Here is a 17,201-nt window from a genome sequence, read left to right as displayed (position 1 = left end):
GGCTGGTGTTCCCCAGTACGCCGCCTGGCCTCACCTTCCGCCTGTCACCGTGGACGACATGACTGAACGGACTCGTCTGTGGATGGTTCCGCTGGTCGCGGCCGCGGGTTGGAGCGTCGGTTTCCTTCCGCAGCTCGTCCAGCCGCAGCCGCTCCTGCTCGCCCCGATGGTCGCCGAGCTGGTCTCGTTCACATTGCTCGCCGCCGCGCTCGGTGGGCTCGCCGCGGGGCTGCGCCCGGACCGCCGGCTGCTCAGTGCGGTGCTTGCCGGCGCCGGTGTCGTCGCCGCGGCCCTCCTCGGGCTGATGTTCGCTGCCGGGCCGGCCGCGACCAACTCGTCGATGCTGACCCATCTGATCGCCATCGCCGCGATCACGACGGTCGCCGGTCTCGCCGCCGGTCTCGCCGCGAGCCTCGGGCCGTGTGTGCTGCGGGCGCCGATGCTGGCCGCGCCGGCCGTCTGCGTACCTCTCTGGCTCGACGGGATGCTCCCCGGCGAGCTGCCGTCGTCGGTCATCGACGCGCTGCTGGCGGCTGCCCTGGTGACCGTGCTCGTGACGTCCGTACGCCGCGCCGTCGACGTCGTCGCCTGGGTGCCCGCCTGGATCCTGGGCTGGGCGATGCAGACGCTGCTGACGGTGCTGGTGGCCATCGGCGTACTCATCCAGGAGGGCCGTTCGGTCGACGCCGGGCTGCTCTCCTCGCATCTGGTCTACTTCCACGAGCGCTGGAACGAACCCGCGGTGCACTACCCCGCCGGATGGGCGCTCGCCGGCGTCCTGGCACTGGCGTTGGTGGCGTGGAGGCTGCGTGACACCCTTCGGGTGTGAAACGCTCTCTCATCACCGGAGGCACCCGCGGGATCGGTGCCGCTGTCGCTCGTCGACTGGCCGCTGACGGCCACTCTCTCGTGCTCGGATATCTGTCCGACGAAGCTGCTGCTGTCGCGACGCGCGACGAGATCAGGGCGCTCGGGGTCTCCTGCGAGATCGTGGCCGCCGACATCACCGCCGACGCCGGGATCGCCGCCCTCTTCGAGGCTGCCGGCCCGGTCACCGGCGTGGTCAACAACGCCGGCGCGACCTACCGCTACGCGCCCCTGGTCGACACTCCGACCGACGAGATCCGGAGGACGTACGACGTCAACCTGGTCGGCCCCACGCTGGTCGCCCGCGCGGCGGTGTCGGCGCTCGCCGAGGGTGGCGTGATCGTCAACATCTCCTCCGGCGCCGCCACGCTGGGATCACCGGGGGAGTACGTCCACTACGCCGCCGCGAAGGCCGGGATCGACGCGCTCACCAAGGGCCTCGGGCTCGAGGTCGCATCGCTCGGCATCCGGGTCGTCGCGGTCGCCCCTGGGCTCACCGAGACCGACATGCACGCCAACACCGGCGACCCCGGCCGGATCGCCCGGATGGCGCCCCAGATCCCGATCGGCCGTGCGGGCTCACCCGACGAGGTCGCCGAGGCAGTCGCCTGGCTGATGAGCGAGAAGGCCGGGTACGTCACCGCCACGACGCTGCGGGTGACCGGCGGGCGGTGATCTCCCCGTTCGATGTCACAGCCGGGCGACGTACCTCGTCTCGGTGGCATGAACATCATCTTGTGGATCGTGACGATCTTTCTGGCTGCCGGGTTCCTGGCCGGCGGACTGGCGATGCTGCTGCTGTCGAAGGAGAGGTTCCGCAACGCCTTCGAGGGGTGGCACTACGCCGACGACTTCCCCGGCGGCTTCCTCAAGGTCATCGGTGTGATGAAGGTGCTGGCCGCGGCCGGACTGATCCTTCCGGTCGTGACCGGGACTGCCACCTGGCTGGTGCCGTACGCCGCTCTCGGGCTGGTGCTGCTCATGACCGGCGCGACGACCACCCGCATCATCCGCAAGGAGTGGGGCTCCGCCGCCGGTGACCTGGTCTTCTGGTCGCTGGCGGCCTTCGTCGCGTTCGGTCGGTTCGTGGTCGTGCCGTTCTAGGACCGCGGCGTACGCAGGCGAGGTATCGATGTCGGCGTCGTGTCGTGCCCCCACGCGGTTGTCCGATGGACAACAATCTCCTCATGAGGCCCCAGGTCGTCGCGCATCGCGGCGCCAGTCATGAGATCGCGGAGCACACCCTCGCTGCGTACGTCGCAGCCCTGGATGCGGGCGCGGACGCCTTGGAGTGCGACGTACGTCTGACCATGGACGGACATCTCGTCTGCGTCCACGACCGCCATCTGCGCCGCATCGGCGCGCGAGGGCTGGTCTCGGAGATGACCCTCGCCGAGCTGCAGGCGATCGACTTCGCAGCCTGGAAGAACGGGTTCTGGGAGGGGGAGGACGAGGCGCCGGACCGGGACATGCGCGGCGTGCTCACGCTGCACCGGCTGCTGCGGGTCGTACGGGACTACGGTCGGCACGTCGAGATGGCGATCGAGACCAAGCACCCGACGCGCTACGGCGGGCTGACCGAGGGGCGTCTGGTCGACGTGCTCAACGACTTCGGTTGGGCCGGTCCGGGCAGCCCGGTGCGGGTGATGAGCTTCTCGTTCACGGCGCTGCAGCGGGTGGAGCGGCTGGCGCCGGGCGTACCTCTGGTCCAGCTCGTCGACCGCGCCGCCAACTGGTCGCTCCTGCGGCACACGATCGGCCCGGACTGGTGGCTCGGGGCCAGCATCGAGATGCTCACCGCCCACCCGAAGCTCGGGCGGCGGCTGGCGTCGAAGGGCCGCAACCTCCACGTCTACACCGTCAACACCGAGGAGCAGCTCAAGCTCTGCCTCGACCTCGGGGTCAACGCGGTCATCACCGACCGGCCGGGGTTCATGCTGGAGCTGCTCGGCCGCTGAGGCGTGTTACCTGGTGCGCGGGCCTGGCAGGTTAGGGTTTGGCCGTGGCCAAGAAGTCCCGAGTCAAGAACCGTCAGGCGGCTGCGGCCCCGACGGACGGTCCCAACCCGCGCGCGGCCTGCCCGTGCGGGTCCGGCAAGCGCTACAAGGCGTGTCACGGTGCCGCCGGCGGCGCGTTCGTGGGGCGCCCGTTCGAGGGCCTGCCCGGCGAGTGCGACCTGGTCGCGCTGCGTGAGCTCGTGCCCTCGGCGACGGTGTCGCTCACGGTGAAAGGCTTCGAGTCGACCCCCGTCACGCTGGGCACCCTGCTGCCCGGCGCCGCGCCGGCGATGTCGCGCGACTCGGGCGAGGTCTGGGCCGGGCTGCAGGTGCAGCACAACTACGGCGACGTGTCGCGTGACGTGGCCGCCGCGCTGCTCCAGGCGCTGGAGAGCCGCGCTGCCGGCGAGTCCGGCATCTTCGGTCTGACCACCGCGCCCGGTCCCGGGCCGCGGCTGCAGGACCTGGTGACCGACTCGACCCTGGACGTCACCGTCCACGAGGGCTTCGACTGGTGGCTCGCCGACGTCGAGGACAAGGGCGACTTCGAGCACGCGCTCGAGCACGCCAACGAGTCGGTGCTGCCGACGCTGCGGCTCGCGTCGGTCGAGGCTGCGTACTGGACCTCGGTCGGCTCCAAGGAGCACCTGCGCTGGGTGATGCCCGAGCCCGAGGACGCCCTGCTGACCGCGCTCGCACGCCTGCACGTGACCGGCGAGGACGTGATCGTCCCCGACGCTCGTTTCGTCGGCATGTTCCGTGCCCACGGTCTGCTCGCCCCCGTCTGGGACCTGCCGGTCGGCACCGGCGCCGAGGCGCTCGAGGAGCCGGCGGTGGCATTCAAGAAGCTGCTCGACGAGGCCCTCGCCGACGACTCCGAGATCACCCCCGAGGTGCGCTCGGCTCGCGCCGGGCTCGCCAACCGACAGGTCACCATCCGCTGACCCCGCTGGTCGAGCCGGATTCGTTCGTAACTCACGAATCCGGCTCGACCAGCAGTGGTTCGACCAGCGGCTACTGCTCCACCGGCAACCAGAGCTCGCACGAGGCGTACGTCTCGGTGAGCTCGAGGTAGCGCAGGACGGACGGCCCGGGGCGGAGCCGCCACGGGTTCGACGGGAACCAGTCGGTGGCAGTGGCCGCCCAGAGCCGCTGCAGCGTCTCCGGATGCGGGCCGCTGGAGGTGAAGACCGCCCAGGAGCCGGCCGGCACGGTGATGCTGTCGAGCCCGTCGGGCACGGCGGCCGACGGCGTGACCGCGACCCCGTGCAGGTAGGTGATCATCGTCCCCTCCTGCGCATCGGGCGACGGGGAGTCGGTGACGGCGAGGATGCCGCGCGGGTCGGTGTCGTTGAGCTCCTTGAGCCGAACGTGCTCCTCGGGCGCGATCGAGGCGATGTGTGCCTGGATGTGCGGGTTCACGCCCTCGTAGATCAGCGGGACCTTGGTGGCGTGGCCGACCAGCCTCAGCTCGGGCATGTCGTTGATGGTGACGTCCATCGGGGTGCTCCCTTCGACGCTCAGGCGGAACCTGAGCGTGGGTTGTGTGCGTAGCGGACCACCGGATCGGCGTACGTCGGCGGGGGCCGAACCGTGCACGGCACGGAACGCGCGCCCGAACGCCTCGGTCGAGCCGTAGCCGTAGCGCACCGCGACCTCCAGGAGGTCAGGGGCGCCGGCCACCAGGTCGGCCGCTGCCAGGGTCATCCGGCGGCGGCGTACGTACTCCGACAGGGGCATCCCGGCCAGCGCCGAGAACATCCGGCGCAGGTGGTACTCGGTGGTTCCGTGGTCGCGGGCGACCCGGGCCACGTCCACCTCGCCGGTGAGCCCGTTGCCGATTTCTGCCTCGACCATGTCGACCAGGGTGTTGAGCGTTCCGATCATGTGGTCCTCCTTTCGCCATCAAGCCTCGCCCGGGAGCAACCCCTGGCGCCCGACTTTCCTGGCCCGGTTCAGTCGGACCGCGAACGCAGCCGGAACGCCTGCAGGCGGGAGTAGCCCTTCACACTCGTACGCCGCATCTTCTCGACCTGGAAGCCGTCGACGTCCTCGAGCGCGGCGGCGGCGTTCTCGTCGATGACCACCGACGAGGGCCGGGCGACGGTCGTGAGGCGGGCGGCGATGTTGACCGTCGGTCCGAAGACGTCGCCGAGCCGGAGCACCACGTCGCCGTAGGATATCCCGGCTCTGACGTGCGGAAACGCGCTGTCGCGATCTTCTCCGAGGGCGGCCAGGTCCAGGGCGGTCCGGGCCGCGGCGGCGACGTCCTCGAAGGTGAAGAATACCCCGTCGCCGAGATACTTGATCACCCGTCCGCCGTGCTCGACGACGACGTCGGAGCAGGTGTCCTCGAACTCCTCGACCCAGTCGACCAGCTCCTTGTCGCTGAGCCGCTTGGAGCGGGAGGTGTAGCCGACGATGTCGACGAAGCCGACCGCCAGCGGCACCGCGGAGGCATCCGCGACGGTGAGCATCCGCCGCGCCGCGCTGACCAGATGGCGGCGCCAGACATAGTCCTGCAGCGACTCGACCAGCGGCAGCACCTGCCCTGTCAGGGCGACCAGGTCCTCGACCTCGTCGCCGCCCCGCTCCCGGGCGACCTCGGCCAGCAGCGACGTCTGCCACTCGGCCAGGCGCGCGTAGGACCGTCCCCAGGTCCGCACGAGCGCCGCCTGGCGGTCCTCGCTGAGCACCCCGAGGCGTACGAGCTCCTGCGTCATCCGCAACGCCTCGACATCTGCGTCGGTGAAGGCGATCTCGTCCTCGCCCGCATGCGGGAAGCCGAGGTGGTGCCAGAGGTCCTCGGTGACCTCCATGGGTACGCCGGCAGCGTCCGCCACCTCGGCGCGGGTCAGCGTGGGCGTCTGGCCGAGGACGAAGGACTCGACCACGGCGAGCGCCTCGGCCAGCTCGATGTCTGCCTCACGGCTACGGCCTTGGCCGAGGCCCTCGTCAGCCTGGTCCTCGAGCGTCAGGAGTCGAACCTCTCCTTGGCGACCTTCTCCAGCGCCCGTGCGAACGTCGGCATCTCGACGGACAGCTGCTGCAGCTTGTCGGCGCTGAGGTGGATCAGGTCGAGCGGGGTGAGGGCGACGATGGAGGCCGTGCGCAGCGAGCCCCGCATGATCGCCGCCTCGCCGATGATGTCACCGGGACCGCACTGGGCGATCTCCTCCTTGTCCCGGCGGACCGAGACGGTGCCGTCGAGGATGATGTAGGCCTTGTCCGGCGGGGTGTCCTCCCAGATCGGCGACCAGCCCTCGGGCAGGTGTACGCGGGTGCCGGTGGCGCTGATGTGCGCGATCTCCTTGGGCGTGAACATGGAGAAGAACGACTCGGTCACGAGGGTTTCCTTCGGGTCGGCTGTGGGGTGCTGCCGCGATGTGACGGCAGTTACAGAGATCAACGATGTTCGTCTACAGGGGTTACCCGCGGGTGTAGTTGCTTAAGCCCGGATCCACCGATCTCCGCCTGCTACGCGCCACCATACGGGCGCGCTGGCGGCGTTGACGCCGCTCAACAGACACCCGGTATGCCCTCGCGGCGTCGCCTTGCCATCACACCCGTCTGGTGACGCTCGCGACGGCGGCCATCGGTGGATCCGGGCTATGCGGGCAGCGGGTCGCGGGCGATCGGACAGCTCATGCATCGGGGGCCGCCGCGGCCGGAGCCCAGCTCGGAGCCGGCGATCGCGATGACCTCGATACCGGCAGCCTCCAGGGCTCCATTGGTCTGGGTGTTGCGCTCGTACGCCACGACCACGCCCGGCGCCAGGGCCAGGGTGTTGTTGCCGTCGTCCCACTGCTCGCGCTCGGCGGCGACCGGGTCGAGCCCGGTGTCGATGTGGTGGAGCTTGTCGATCCCCATCGCCTCGGCCGCGACCTCGAGGAACGGGCGCGGGGCCGCGATGTTCAGCTGGCCGTCGCCGCCCGCGGGGGTCACGGCGTACGCCACCAGCGAGTCGACCGCGTTCGGGTAGATCACCATCTTGTCGGTGTTCACCAGCGTGGCGATGGTGTCCAGGTGCATCGTCGCGCGCTCCTGCGCGATCGGCACCGCGAGCACGGTGTGGGCGAGCTCCTCGTCGAAGACCTGGCGGGCGAGCCGCTCGGCCCCGGCGGGGGTGGTGCGCTCGCCGACCCCGACCGCGACGACACCCGGCGCCAGGAGGAGTACGTCCCCACCCTCGACGTGCTCCAGGTGGGCGCCGTGCAGCCGTGGGCTGGCTTCGAAGCGCGGGTGGAACTGGTAGATCAGCTCGGTGAGCGCGGTCTCGCGCTTGCGAGCCGGCATCGCCAGCGAGGTGACCGTGGCCCGGTCGCGGATCCACACCGACGAGTCGCGGGTGAAGAGCAGGTTGGGGAGCGGGTCGATCAGGAAGTCGTCGTGGGCGAGGAGGCTGGTGACCAGGCCGTGGCCGCCGCGTACTTCGTCGTTACGGACGCCGGCGGTCAGGTGGTCGGTCAGCTCCGCCGGTCCGGCGTCAGCGAGGGCACCGCTCAGGTAGTCGCGCAGGGTGTCGCCGAGGGTGAGCGAGCCCAGCACGTTCTCGAGCGCCAGCTTCCGCGCCTCGGGCACCTCGAGGGTCTCGGTGAGCAGGTCGGTCAGGTAGAGCACCTCGACGTCGCGATCCCGCAGCGCGGCCGCGAAGGCGTCGTGCTCGTCCTGTGCCCGCTTGACCCACGGGATGCCGTCGAAGAGCAGCTTGTCGTTGTTCCGCGGCGTCAGCCGGGTGAGCTCCCGGCCGGGCCGGTGGAGCATTACCGTACGCAGTCGTCCGACCTCGCTGTCGGCGCCAAGTCTCACCATGGCGCAGAGCCTAGATGAAGCCGCTCAGGCGAACACCTCGACCAACGTCAGGATGCCCAGGACGAGGCAGACGACGGCGCCGACGTAGTGCAGGACGTGCAGCTTGATGAACCGGAGCAGCGTACGTCCCAGCAGCACCGCGAGCCCCGACACCGCCAGCAACGCGGCCCAGGAGCCGATGAAGACCGAGACCGGGTCGTGGTAGCGAGCCACCAGCGAGACGCTCAGCAGCTGGGAGAGGTCTCCCCACTCGGCCGCGAAGAGGACCATGAAGCTGGCCAGGACCTGGCGGAAGCCGCGTACGTCCTTCGCCTTCTCGGCGAACTCGCTGCCGTCGTCCTCGGAGGCGGTGCCGTGGTGACGGCGCCCCTCGATGAACAGGAACACCGCGCCGCCGAGGAAGAGCAGGGCGGCGACGATGTGGATCAGGTCGGTCGGGAGAAGCGTCGCCACCCCGCCGATCGCCACCGCGATGAGCGTCTGGACCGCGAACGCCGCGCCGACACCGAGCCACACGAAGATCGGCCGGTACTTCGTCGACAGCACCAGCGTCGCCAGGAACGTCTTGTCCGGGAGCTCGACGACGAAGATCGCGGCGAAGGCCAGCGCGACGACGGTGATGTCCATCAGGGTTTCCGTTCCAGTTCTTTACGTCCGGCTCATATCGTCGCACCCGGCCATGTCGGTCTCGACACGGATTCGTTCGTACCTCACGAATCCGGCTCGACCAGCGGTGGAGCGAGGGCGGCGGCCTTGGCCTCGGCGAGTACGTCGATCGCCGGGCGATCGAGCGCGGCGGCGGCGCGCTCGACGTCGTCCCACTCCGGCTGCAGGTTGATGACCTCGCCGTCGAGACGAGCGGCCTTGACCGCGATCGGGTGTCCCCCGACGCTCACGGTCAGCGTCTCGCGAGGCAGGGCGTGCTTGACGACCTCGTGCTCGCGTACGCCGATCGTCGAGGTCTCCCGGAAGAACACCCGCCGGACCGCCTCGGCTGCATCGGGACGGGTGAGAGCGTGGAGCGTGTAGGCCGGTCGGCCCTTCTTCATCAGGATCGGCGTGACCCAGGCGTCGTTGGCGCCGGCCGCCAGAAGCGCGTCGAGGGCGCCCGGGATCAGTCGGGGCTCGAGATCGTCGATGTTCGCCTCGATGACGAGCTCGGTCGGCGCAGTTTCCCGCCATGGCGGGAAACTGCCTGCTCCGGCCGCGGGATCCGCCCGCATTTCCCCGCCATGGCGGGATTCTGCCCCCGGCCGCACCGCAGAATCACCGATCAGCAGGCGCAGGGTGTTCGACCAGCCCTCCGGGTTCCTGCTGCCGGCGCCGACGCCGATCGCTCGGGCCGTCATCGCTGGCTGGTCGCCCCAGGAGGTGGCGAGAGTGGCGAGGAGGGCGGCGCCCGTCGGCGTGCACAGCTCCATCTCGGGATGGCCCGGAGGCCCCGCGAAGGAAGGTACGCCGGTGAGCAGCCGCGCCACGGCAGGCGGCGGCACCGGGAGGCTGCCGTGGGCGGCCCGGATCGAGCCCGACCCGACCGCGACGGGCGAGACCACGACCTCGTCGGCGCCCAGATGCACGAAGCCGGCACAGACCCCGACCACGTCGGCGATCGCGTCCAGCGCCCCGACCTCGTGGAAGTGGACCGATTCGGGGGAGATCCCGTGGACGGCCCCCTCGGCCTCAGCCAGCCGCTCGAAGACCCGCAACGCCAGGTCACGCACGGCGTAGTCCAGCGCCGCGCCGGTCAGCAGCGCACGGACGTCGGTCCAGGTGCGGTGATGGACCGAGTCGGCGATCTCGACGCGACACCGGGTCGCGGCCAGCGCGCCACGGGTCACGGGCGACGCGGCGAGACCCACCGGCTCGGGGGCGACCGCATCCACGGCCGAGGCGATCACCGAGAGAGGCACGCCGGCGCCGACGAGCGCGCCGAGCAGCATGTCCCCCGAGGCTCCGGAGGACGCGTCGACCCAGACGACGCTCACCGAGCCCGCCGCGCGATCCGAGCCGCCGCGACCCCGGCGCCGTAGCCGTTGTCGATGTTGACCACGGTCACGCCGGGAGCACACGAGTTGAGCATCGCCAGCAGCGCGGCCAGCCCGCCGAAGGAGGCGCCGTAGCCGACGGAGGTCGGCAACCCGATCATCGGCACTCCCACCAGCCCGCCGACCACGGAGGGCAGGGCACCTTCCATCCCCGCGACGACGATCAGGCAGTCGGCGTCGTCGAGCCGGTCGCGTACGGCCATCAGGCGGTGGATCCCGGCGACACCGACGTCGGTGATCCGCTCGACCCCGGCGCCGTGGACCCGACAGGCGAGCGCGGCCTCGGCCGCGACCGGTCCGTCGGACGTCCCGGCGGCGACGACGCACACCCGGCCGTGCGGGGTCGGCAGCGGCCCGAGCGTGACCGCGCGGGCCTCGGCATCGTGGACCGCCGTCGGCAGCTCGGCCGCGACCCGGGCGGCCGCCTCGGCGGAGACCCGGGTGGCCAGGACGGCGCGCGAGGGATGCGCCTCGTGCAGTCGGCGAAGTATCGCGACGACCTGTTCGGGGGTCTTGCCGTCGGCGTACACGACCTCGGGGTCACCGGTGCGGCGCTCCCGGTCGAGGTCGACGCGGGCGAACCCGAGGTCGGCGGTCGGCTCGTCGTCCGGCATCGCTCAGAACCGCGCCGGGTCGGCGGGGTAGACCCCCAGCAGCTTCACGTCCGTGGTGAAGAAGGCCAGCTCCTCCAGGGCCCGCTTCAGCCCCGGCTGGTCCGGGTGACCGTCGACCTCGGCGAGGAACTGGGTGGCGGTGAACTTCCCATCCACCATGTAGGACTCCAGCTTGGTCATGTTGACGCCGTTGGTCGCGAAGCCGCCGAGCGCCTTGTAGAGGGCGGCCGGGAGGTTGCGTACGTTGAAGATGAACGAGGTCACCACCGGACCCGCGTCGGCGGGAGCCTGGATGAAGTCGGGCGAGAGCACCACGAAGCGGGTGGTGTTGTGGTCGGCGTCCTCGATGTCGGTGGCGAGCACGTCCAGCCCGTAGATCGAGGCGGCCAGCGGCGGAGAGATCGCGGCCATCGTCGGGTCACCGGCCTCGATCACCTCACGCGCGGCACCGGCGGTGTCACCGGAGACGACCGGCGTGAAGCCGTGCTGCCGGATGATGTTGCGGCACTGGCCCAGGGCGTGGACGTGGGAGTGGACCGTACGGATGTCGTCCAGGTGGGCGCCCGGAAGGCCGAGCAGGTGGAACCGGATCCGCAGGTAGTGCTCGGCGATGATGTGCAGGTTGGACTCGGGGAGGAAGTGGTGGATGTCGGCCACCCGCCCGGCCAGGGAGTTGTCGATCGGGATCATCGCCAGCGACGCCTCACCCGCCTCGACGGTCGCAAAGACGTCCTCGAACGAGGCGCACGGCACCGACTCCAGCTCGGGGTAGTGCCGCTGGCACACCATGTGTGAGTTGGACCCTGGTTCGCCCTGATAGGCGATGCGATGTGGCTCGGACACAGCGACAGTCTAGATTCGCCCGATGTGCTCGCTCTTGCAATTCTCAGTCTGCTGACAGCAATCGCCGCCCTGGCCCTCGCCGGAGCGTCCTGGCAGAAGACGAAGGACGTACGTCGCCCCGACCCTGCCGACGTCGAGTCGCTCCCGACCGACGTCGCCGGTCTGCGCGCCGAGGTCGCGGCCCTGCGCGCCGAGTCGGCGATGAACCTGCGCCACCTCGCGGTCGTGCGCTTCGACGCCTTCGGAGACGCCGGCGGCCACCTGAGCTGGTGCCTTGCGCTGCTCGACGACAACGGCGACGGGGTCCTGCTCACCTCGATCCACGGCCGCACCGAGGCGAGGTCGTACGCGAAGAGCATCAGCGCCTGGAAGTCGTCCCAGCTGATGTCGCCCGAGGAGACCGAGGCCGTCCAGCAGGCCAAACCCAAGAGCTGATCCGGGCTGATCCGGGCCCGAAAACGACACCGGCACGCTCGGGCGTGGCGGGGGAACCGTTCCGAGCGTGCCGGTTTTCAAACCCGGGCTGCGGGTGGGACGGCCCGGGAGTCGACCACTGGTCGCGGGGGATTTCCGACCAGTGTGTGGGTCTTGCCACGTCATCGGCCGGAGTCAGGCTTGAGCCCGGTCGAAGACGACGACTCGGCTCACGCCGAGTCGTGTCAGACACCTTATGAACATTTACTTGTCAACAAGACATCTGTGTCGGCGAGTCGGCTCGGTTTTGCCACGAGAATCGGGGCCAAACGTGCTGAAAACACGCAGAAAGAGGGACTTTGGGCCCGGATTGCCGGGACGTTCGGCCCTGCCGCGTGTCGTTTGGATTCGGGACCGAATCGGGACTGGCTGTCAGCGTGGCACGCGGACGAGCAGGCGCCCGGGGAGACACTGCATGCGGAGCTCGCGACCCTCGGAGATCGTGTCGCCGTCGAGCTGCCGCGGCTGGTCGTGGTTGGTCCGGATCACGACGCTGGCACCGGTCATCCGGTTGATCAGATTGTCGGTGCGCGGGCGCTTGCTCAGCACCCGGACCGCGAGCGGGAGCCAGGACCAGAATCGCTGCGGATAGAGCAGCACCACGTCGATGAGGCCGTCGTCGAGCGCTGCCGCCGGCAGCAGCGGCATGTTGGCCTGGAGGTAGCCGACGTTGCCGACCACGACCGTGCGCGCCCGGTGCCTGGTGAATTCGCCGTCGTCGACGGAGATCTCCAGCCGCATCGCCGGGAACATCAGGCTCTTGAAGGCGGAGAGGACGTACGCCATCCAGCCGATCCGCTTCTTGATGTCCTCGTTGACGCCGCTCATGATCGCGGCGTCGAAGCCCATCCCGGCCATGACCAGGAAGTTGGTGTCCTCGAGGTTGTCGCCCGAGACCTCGACCAGGTCGATCGCCTGGTCCTGTCCGGTGAGCGCGACGTCGATCGCGGCGCGGATGTAGAGCGGGATCGACAGGTTGCGCGCCAGCAGGTTGCCGGTGCCACCGGGGACGATCCCGACCGCGATGCCGGTGCCGGCCAGGGCGGAGCAGACCTCGCGTACGGTGCCGTCGCCGCCACAGACGAGGACCAGGTCGGCGCCCTCCGCCTGGGCCGCCAGTGCCATCCCCTTGCCCGGGTCCTCGACCGTGGTCAGGTGCCAGGTCGGCGCCTTCCAGCCGGACTCCTTGGCCATCGTGTTGACCATCGTCTTGAAATGCTCGACCGACTCGACCTTGATCGGGTTCAGGACGACCGCGATCTTCCGGTTGCCGCGCACCGAGTCGACCAGCGGCCGCCGCCCCAGCGCGTGCGAGGTGGGCAGCGGCGTGTAGAGCGCCATGCCGAGGAAGACGGCGCCGGCGGCGAAGAGGAGCCCACCGAGCACGTCGGAGGGGTAGTGGCGGCCGAGGAAGACCCGGTCGGCGGCGACGAGCACGACCAGCAGGATGAGGCCGGTGTAGGCCAGGCGGCGGATGCCGCGGCGGCGTACGAACATCGTCACGACCACCGCGATCACGCCCGCCAGCACCGCGATCCCGGTCGTATGGCCGGACGGGTACGAAGGTGACTCGTGGAACCACGACGCCAGCTGCCACGCGGGCCGGTCGCGGTCGACGAGCAGCACCACCGCGCGGCGTAGGACCAGCGTGACCACGACGACGCCGAACACGTAGACCGCGGCGCGCGGGTATTTGCGGAACAGCCCCGCGGCGACCAGGAGCGCGACCCCGACCGCCAAGTACCAGTCCGTTCCCACCTCGACGATGTGCCAGAAGTCGAGCATCCAGCCGTTCTCCGCGGTCACCGCCGTCGCGTCCCGGCCGAGCTCGTCGATCGCCGAGACGGGCGGCCACCCGTTGATCCCCGCGATCCCGATCAGGGCGCACAGAGCGAACAGCGAAGCCGCCCAGAGCAGCAGGGCACGGCGCGAAAGGTCAAGCACGGTGAGTCAGTATGCGCGATACGTCTTCCACACAGTGAATGAACGGGCTGGACAAAAGCCGAGGCAGGGGCCGGAGGAAAGCGCTATCGTGCGCTTTCCGCGCATGATTCGGGTCGGCGCCGGCACCTCTCGGTCCCTCGTCGTTGTGAGGTCTCTCATGCGCTCTCGCGCCTCCTCGTACGCCCTCATCGGGCTCCTCTCCGTCCCCGCCGTCGCCCTCGGCGTCGGCGGCCTCCTCGCCGGCTCCGCCGCCGCGGCAGAAGGTGAGTGCGGCGGCAAGCCCGTCACCGTCGACCTGTCGGTCGAGGGTCAGCTCCCCACCGAGGGCGACGATGTCATCGCCGTCCCGGCGGCGGTGGCTGTCGACGCGCTGGGCGGTCACGACACGATCTGTGTCCAGGGTGAGGGCACGGCGAAGATCGTCGCTGGGCCGGGCGACGACACCATCTACCCCCGTAGCGGCAACGAGGTTGACGCCGGCGACGGGAACGACACGATCAACGGTGACTTCAGGTGGCTCTACGCGGGTCCTGGAAATGACCTAATCCACGGTGGCCGCCAGCCGGGGTTGCAGACCTTCTACATGGCCACGGGCGGGGACGGCGACGACACCTTCCATGCGGGTGCCACCGGCGGCTCCTTCGACGGTCAGGGCGGCGCCGACACGATTTTCGGTGGTCCTGCTCGCGACTACGGCTATGGCGGCGCTGGAGATGATCGGATCTATGGCGCCGACGGCGTCGACATTCTCCGCGGGGATGCGGGTGTCGACCTTGTCGACGGTGGTGCCGGTGCGGACTGGCTCAGGGGTGGCTCGGACGCCGACACCGTTCTCGGTGGCGAGGGCGCAGACAGCGTCATGGTGACGGACGCCGAAGCGCCCGGAGATGTCATCGACGCGGGCTCCGCGGACACTGCGGTGGACGAGCTCGATCTTGGCTCTACGAACTCCAACCCATCGACGAGGGGTATCGAGCTCGACATGGCCTCAGGTGCGAGCAGTTGGAGTGCCACCATGACGGGGTTCGAGTCGGTGATCGGCACCATCAACGCCGATGTCGTTACCGGCACCGATCGTGACGACACCATCGATGCTGGATCCGGCGATGACCAGATCGACGCCGGACCCGGGAACGACACTCTCCAGGACGGTGCCGGCGAGGACGTCCTCCACGGAGGCGAGGGTGACGACACCTTCCTCGGCAATCGGAGTGGCGGGTCCACCGACTACGACGAGCTGTGGGGCGATGGTGGGAACGACACGATCACCGGTGGCCCCTACGGCGCCTTGGATCTGATCAGCGGTGACGACGGCAACGACACCTTGAGCAACGGCGTGGGCTCGGCGCGAGTGTTCGGCGGGCTCGGGGACGATGCGATCACTCTCGACGGCAGCATGAGCTCGGCTGCGTACGGCGGTGACGGCGGCGACACGATCCGCGTCGGGGCGATCGGTGGCGACGCCAACGGCGGCAACGGCAACGACACCATCTACGGAGGATCTACGTCGCTCTCCGCCAACGGTGACGCGGGGGACGACAAGATTTACGGGGCCGCGGAGTCCAACTACATCAGGGGTGGCGCTGGGAACGACCTCATCGAAGGCGGATCCGGCAAGGACGAGCTGATCGGCGGTTCCGGCCTCGACTCGATCTACGGCAGGGGAGAAGCGGACGCGATCTACGGCGACGAGGACTACTACAGCCCCACCGTCGGGTCCGCTGACCGCATCGACGCCGGAGACGGCAACGACACCATCAAGGCTGGCCCCGGCAGCGACACCGTGAGTGCGGGAGAAGGCGCGGACACCGTCGTCGGCGAGTCCGGCAACGACCGTGTCCTCGGCGGTGGCGGCAACGACCGCCTGAAGGGCGACATCGGCAACGACGTGATCGAGGGCGGCAGCGGCAACGACACGTTGGAAGGCGGAAACAACACCGACTCCCTGCGCGGCGACAGCGGCGACGATCTGCTCGCGGGCAACGCCGGCGACGACTCGCTGAACGGCGGCACCGGCATCGACACGGCGTCCTACGCCACTGCCGACAACCGCGTCACCGCGACCATGTCCCGGGCGACCGGGGGTGGCGGCACCGACACGCTCGCGGGGATGCAGAACCTGAAGGGCAGCCCCTACTCGGATCGCCTCATCGGCGACGGTGGCGCCAACGTACTTCTTGGCGGAGGCGGCAGCGACACGATCTTCCCCGGCCTCGGAAACGACCGCGCGGAAGGTGGCTCGGGCGCCGACACCGTCTCGTACTCGAACGTACGCAACGGGGTGAAGGTCGCGCTCAACACGACCTCGGTGCAGTCGACCGGGGCGGGAGCGGATCGTCTACTGACCTTCGAGCACGTGACCGGCACGAACTACGCCGACGTCCTGCGGGGCAACACCGGAGCCAATAAGCTGGTCGGCCTCGGCGGTTCGGACCGCATCGAGGGCGGCTCGGGCAACGACTCGCTCTACGGTCACTCGGGCAACGACCGTCTCTACGGCGGCTACGGCCGTGACTACGGTGACGGTGGCACGGGCAGCGACAGCAGCTCGTCGGTGGAGCGGCGCGTACGCATTCCGTAGCCCCAGAGGTACGGGAGAGGTACGGGTTCGGGCGGCGTCATCCGTTGGCGACACTGCCCCTTTCGAGTTCCGAGAACATGAATCGAGAGGGATCCATACAGTGAAGACATCGGTGCGGTTGCGCATGGGCGGACTGCTCGCGGCGGCGGCTGTGGCAACGGGCGGACTGGTCGCCGTGGACGCGGGCACGGCGCCGGCGGAGGCCGCGGTCAGCTGCACGATCAGCAGCCCGAAGACCGTACGTCCCGGCAACACCGGCAGCTGCGTGACGCTGCTCCAGAAGGTGCTCGGTGGGCTCAAGCCGGACGGTTCGTTCGGGTCCGCGACGACCGCCCGGGTGAAGAACTACCAGCGGGCGAAGGGGCTGGCGGACGACGGCATCGTCGGGTCGCGTACGTGGTCGAAGATCAGGGCGGGCATGTCCGGAGCGGGCACGCTCATCACCTCGGTAAGCACCGCGAACTGGTACGCCTGCCTCATCGTCCGTGGCGGCTCGTCGATCCGCTACACGGTCACCAACAAGCGCAGCACCTCGTGGAAGCAGGCCTACATCTACGCCAGCAGTGCGAGCGGGCTGATCCGAGGCACGATCGCCAGCAAGGGTTCCCGCTCGACCGCGTCGAACCCCTCGGGCTTCCCGAAGACGTACAACACGACGGCCGCGTACGTCACCTACACGAAGGCCAACTACTACACGAACGATTCCTACGGCTATAACTTCACCGACGTGACGGTCTACCGCTCGTTCCTGCGCCCGTGCGGCAAGACCAGCCCGGTCTACTGGTGACCGGCCGATTACTGAAGTGAGATCTGGTGGTCCGGTCGACTAGCCTTGCCGCATGATCGACCCGCGCATCCTCCGCGAAGACCCCGACCGCGTACGTGCCTCGCAGGAGCGCCGTGGCGCGTCCTCCGACGTGGTGGACCGGGGGTAGTGCGAGCCGACTTGGATCGGCCTGTCGCCGGTATTGGCGACGAGCAGGGTCACCTGCGCCGCCCCCTCGTTGAGGACGATGTCGCCGGC

At 69.6% G+C, this 17,201-nt stretch carries 17 protein-coding genes and 1 pseudogene; 8 read left to right on the top strand and 10 right to left on the bottom strand.

Going from position 1 to position 17,201, the window contains the following annotated elements; translation table 11 throughout:
- Positions 1 to 58 precede the first annotated feature (58 nt).
- From ABZU72_RS10040 to ABZU72_RS10020, 5 genes are all read left to right on the top strand, one after another.
- Positions 59 to 829: a hypothetical protein gene (locus tag ABZU72_RS10040; protein WP_355018713.1), complete on the top strand. Its 771-nt coding sequence runs from the start codon at positions 59 to 61 to the stop codon at positions 827 to 829.
- Entirely contained in the window at positions 826 to 1,542 is a 717-nt protein-coding gene (locus ABZU72_RS10035) for an SDR family oxidoreductase (protein WP_355018712.1), read from the top strand. Before ABZU72_RS10040 ends, ABZU72_RS10035 begins: the two co-directional genes overlap by 4 nt.
- Before the next feature lie 48 nt (positions 1,543 to 1,590).
- Positions 1,591 to 1,971 (top strand): DoxX family protein, encoded by a 381-nt coding sequence (locus ABZU72_RS10030; RefSeq protein WP_355018711.1) that lies wholly within the window; start codon positions 1,591 to 1,593, stop codon positions 1,969 to 1,971.
- An 83-nt stretch (positions 1,972 to 2,054) separates the two neighbouring features.
- Entirely contained in the window at positions 2,055 to 2,825 is a 771-nt protein-coding gene (locus ABZU72_RS10025) for a glycerophosphodiester phosphodiesterase family protein (protein ID WP_355018710.1), read from the top strand.
- Positions 2,826 to 2,869: 44 nt separating this feature from the next.
- Entirely contained in the window at positions 2,870 to 3,808 is a 939-nt protein-coding gene (locus ABZU72_RS10020) for a DUF5926 family protein (protein ID WP_355018709.1), read from the top strand.
- Positions 3,809 to 3,878: 70 nt separating this feature from the next.
- Here ABZU72_RS10020 and ABZU72_RS10015 read toward each other — a convergent pair whose 3' ends face one another.
- From ABZU72_RS10015 to ABZU72_RS09980, 8 genes are all read right to left on the bottom strand, one after another.
- The gene (locus tag ABZU72_RS10015) at positions 3,879 to 4,751 is read right to left on the bottom strand and encodes an AraC family transcriptional regulator (protein ID WP_355018708.1); all 873 of its coding nucleotides are present in this window, start codon (positions 4,749 to 4,751) and stop codon (positions 3,879 to 3,881) included.
- Between the two features lie 68 nt (positions 4,752 to 4,819).
- Positions 4,820 to 5,758 carry an adenylate/guanylate cyclase domain-containing protein gene (locus ABZU72_RS10010; protein ID WP_355018707.1) on the bottom strand — a complete coding sequence of 313 codons (939 nt, stop codon included), beginning with the start codon at positions 5,756 to 5,758 and terminating at the stop codon, positions 4,820 to 4,822.
- Positions 5,759 to 5,838: 80 nt separating this feature from the next.
- Positions 5,839 to 6,210: a cyclic nucleotide-binding domain-containing protein gene (locus tag ABZU72_RS10005; RefSeq protein WP_355018706.1), complete on the bottom strand. Its 372-nt coding sequence runs from the start codon at positions 6,208 to 6,210 to the stop codon at positions 5,839 to 5,841.
- Positions 6,211 to 6,473: 263 nt separating this feature from the next.
- Complete coding sequence (locus ABZU72_RS10000; protein WP_355018705.1) at positions 6,474 to 7,676, bottom strand: arginine deiminase; 1,203 nt, start codon at positions 7,674 to 7,676, stop codon at positions 6,474 to 6,476.
- Positions 7,677 to 7,700: 24 nt separating this feature from the next.
- The gene (locus ABZU72_RS09995) at positions 7,701 to 8,303 is read right to left on the bottom strand and encodes a TMEM165/GDT1 family protein (protein WP_355018704.1); all 603 of its coding nucleotides are present in this window, start codon (positions 8,301 to 8,303) and stop codon (positions 7,701 to 7,703) included.
- Between the two features lie 83 nt (positions 8,304 to 8,386).
- Positions 8,387 to 9,661: a nickel pincer cofactor biosynthesis protein LarC gene (larC, locus tag ABZU72_RS09990; protein WP_355018703.1), complete on the bottom strand. Its 1,275-nt coding sequence runs from the start codon at positions 9,659 to 9,661 to the stop codon at positions 8,387 to 8,389.
- The gene (larB, locus tag ABZU72_RS09985) at positions 9,658 to 10,335 is read right to left on the bottom strand and encodes a nickel pincer cofactor biosynthesis protein LarB (protein ID WP_355018702.1); all 678 of its coding nucleotides are present in this window, start codon (positions 10,333 to 10,335) and stop codon (positions 9,658 to 9,660) included. Before larB ends, larC begins: the two co-directional genes overlap by 4 nt.
- Positions 10,336 to 10,338: 3 nt before the next feature.
- Entirely contained in the window at positions 10,339 to 11,178 is an 840-nt protein-coding gene (locus ABZU72_RS09980) for a prephenate dehydratase (protein ID WP_355018701.1), read from the bottom strand.
- 24 nt (positions 11,179 to 11,202) lie between these two features.
- Between ABZU72_RS09980 and ABZU72_RS09975 the strand changes: the two genes are divergently transcribed.
- Positions 11,203 to 11,613, top strand: a complete 411-nt coding sequence (locus tag ABZU72_RS09975; RefSeq protein WP_355018700.1) for a DUF4446 family protein — start codon at positions 11,203 to 11,205, stop codon at positions 11,611 to 11,613.
- Positions 11,614 to 12,024: 411 nt separating this feature from the next.
- Here ABZU72_RS09975 and ABZU72_RS09970 read toward each other — a convergent pair whose 3' ends face one another.
- Positions 12,025 to 13,596, bottom strand: coding sequence for a YegS/Rv2252/BmrU family lipid kinase (locus ABZU72_RS09970; protein ID WP_355018699.1), 1,572 nt, complete (start codon positions 13,594 to 13,596; stop codon positions 12,025 to 12,027).
- A 157-nt stretch (positions 13,597 to 13,753) separates the two neighbouring features.
- On the opposite strand from ABZU72_RS09970, the gene ABZU72_RS09965 reads away from it, so the two are divergent.
- Complete coding sequence (locus ABZU72_RS09965) at positions 13,754 to 16,177, top strand: calcium-binding protein (RefSeq protein ID WP_355018698.1); 2,424 nt, start codon at positions 13,754 to 13,756, stop codon at positions 16,175 to 16,177.
- A 100-nt stretch (positions 16,178 to 16,277) separates the two neighbouring features.
- On the top strand, positions 16,278 to 16,964 hold the full coding sequence (locus ABZU72_RS09960; protein WP_355018697.1) for a peptidoglycan-binding domain-containing protein: 687 nt from the start codon (positions 16,278 to 16,280) through the stop codon (positions 16,962 to 16,964).
- Positions 16,965 to 17,108: 144 nt separating this feature from the next.
- Here the strand turns inward: ABZU72_RS09960 and ABZU72_RS09955 are convergent.
- Positions 17,109 to 17,201: pseudogene (locus ABZU72_RS09955) on the bottom strand (urease subunit beta); the annotation flags it as partial.

Origin of the sequence: Nocardioides sp. NPDC004968, from assembly GCF_040608935.1 — a bacterium.
In the GTDB taxonomy this organism is placed as follows: Bacteria; Actinomycetota; Actinomycetes; order Propionibacteriales; family Nocardioidaceae; genus Nocardioides.
The sequence above is the reverse complement of the archived record's forward strand: the minus strand, read 5'-3'. Positions and strand labels throughout refer to the sequence as shown.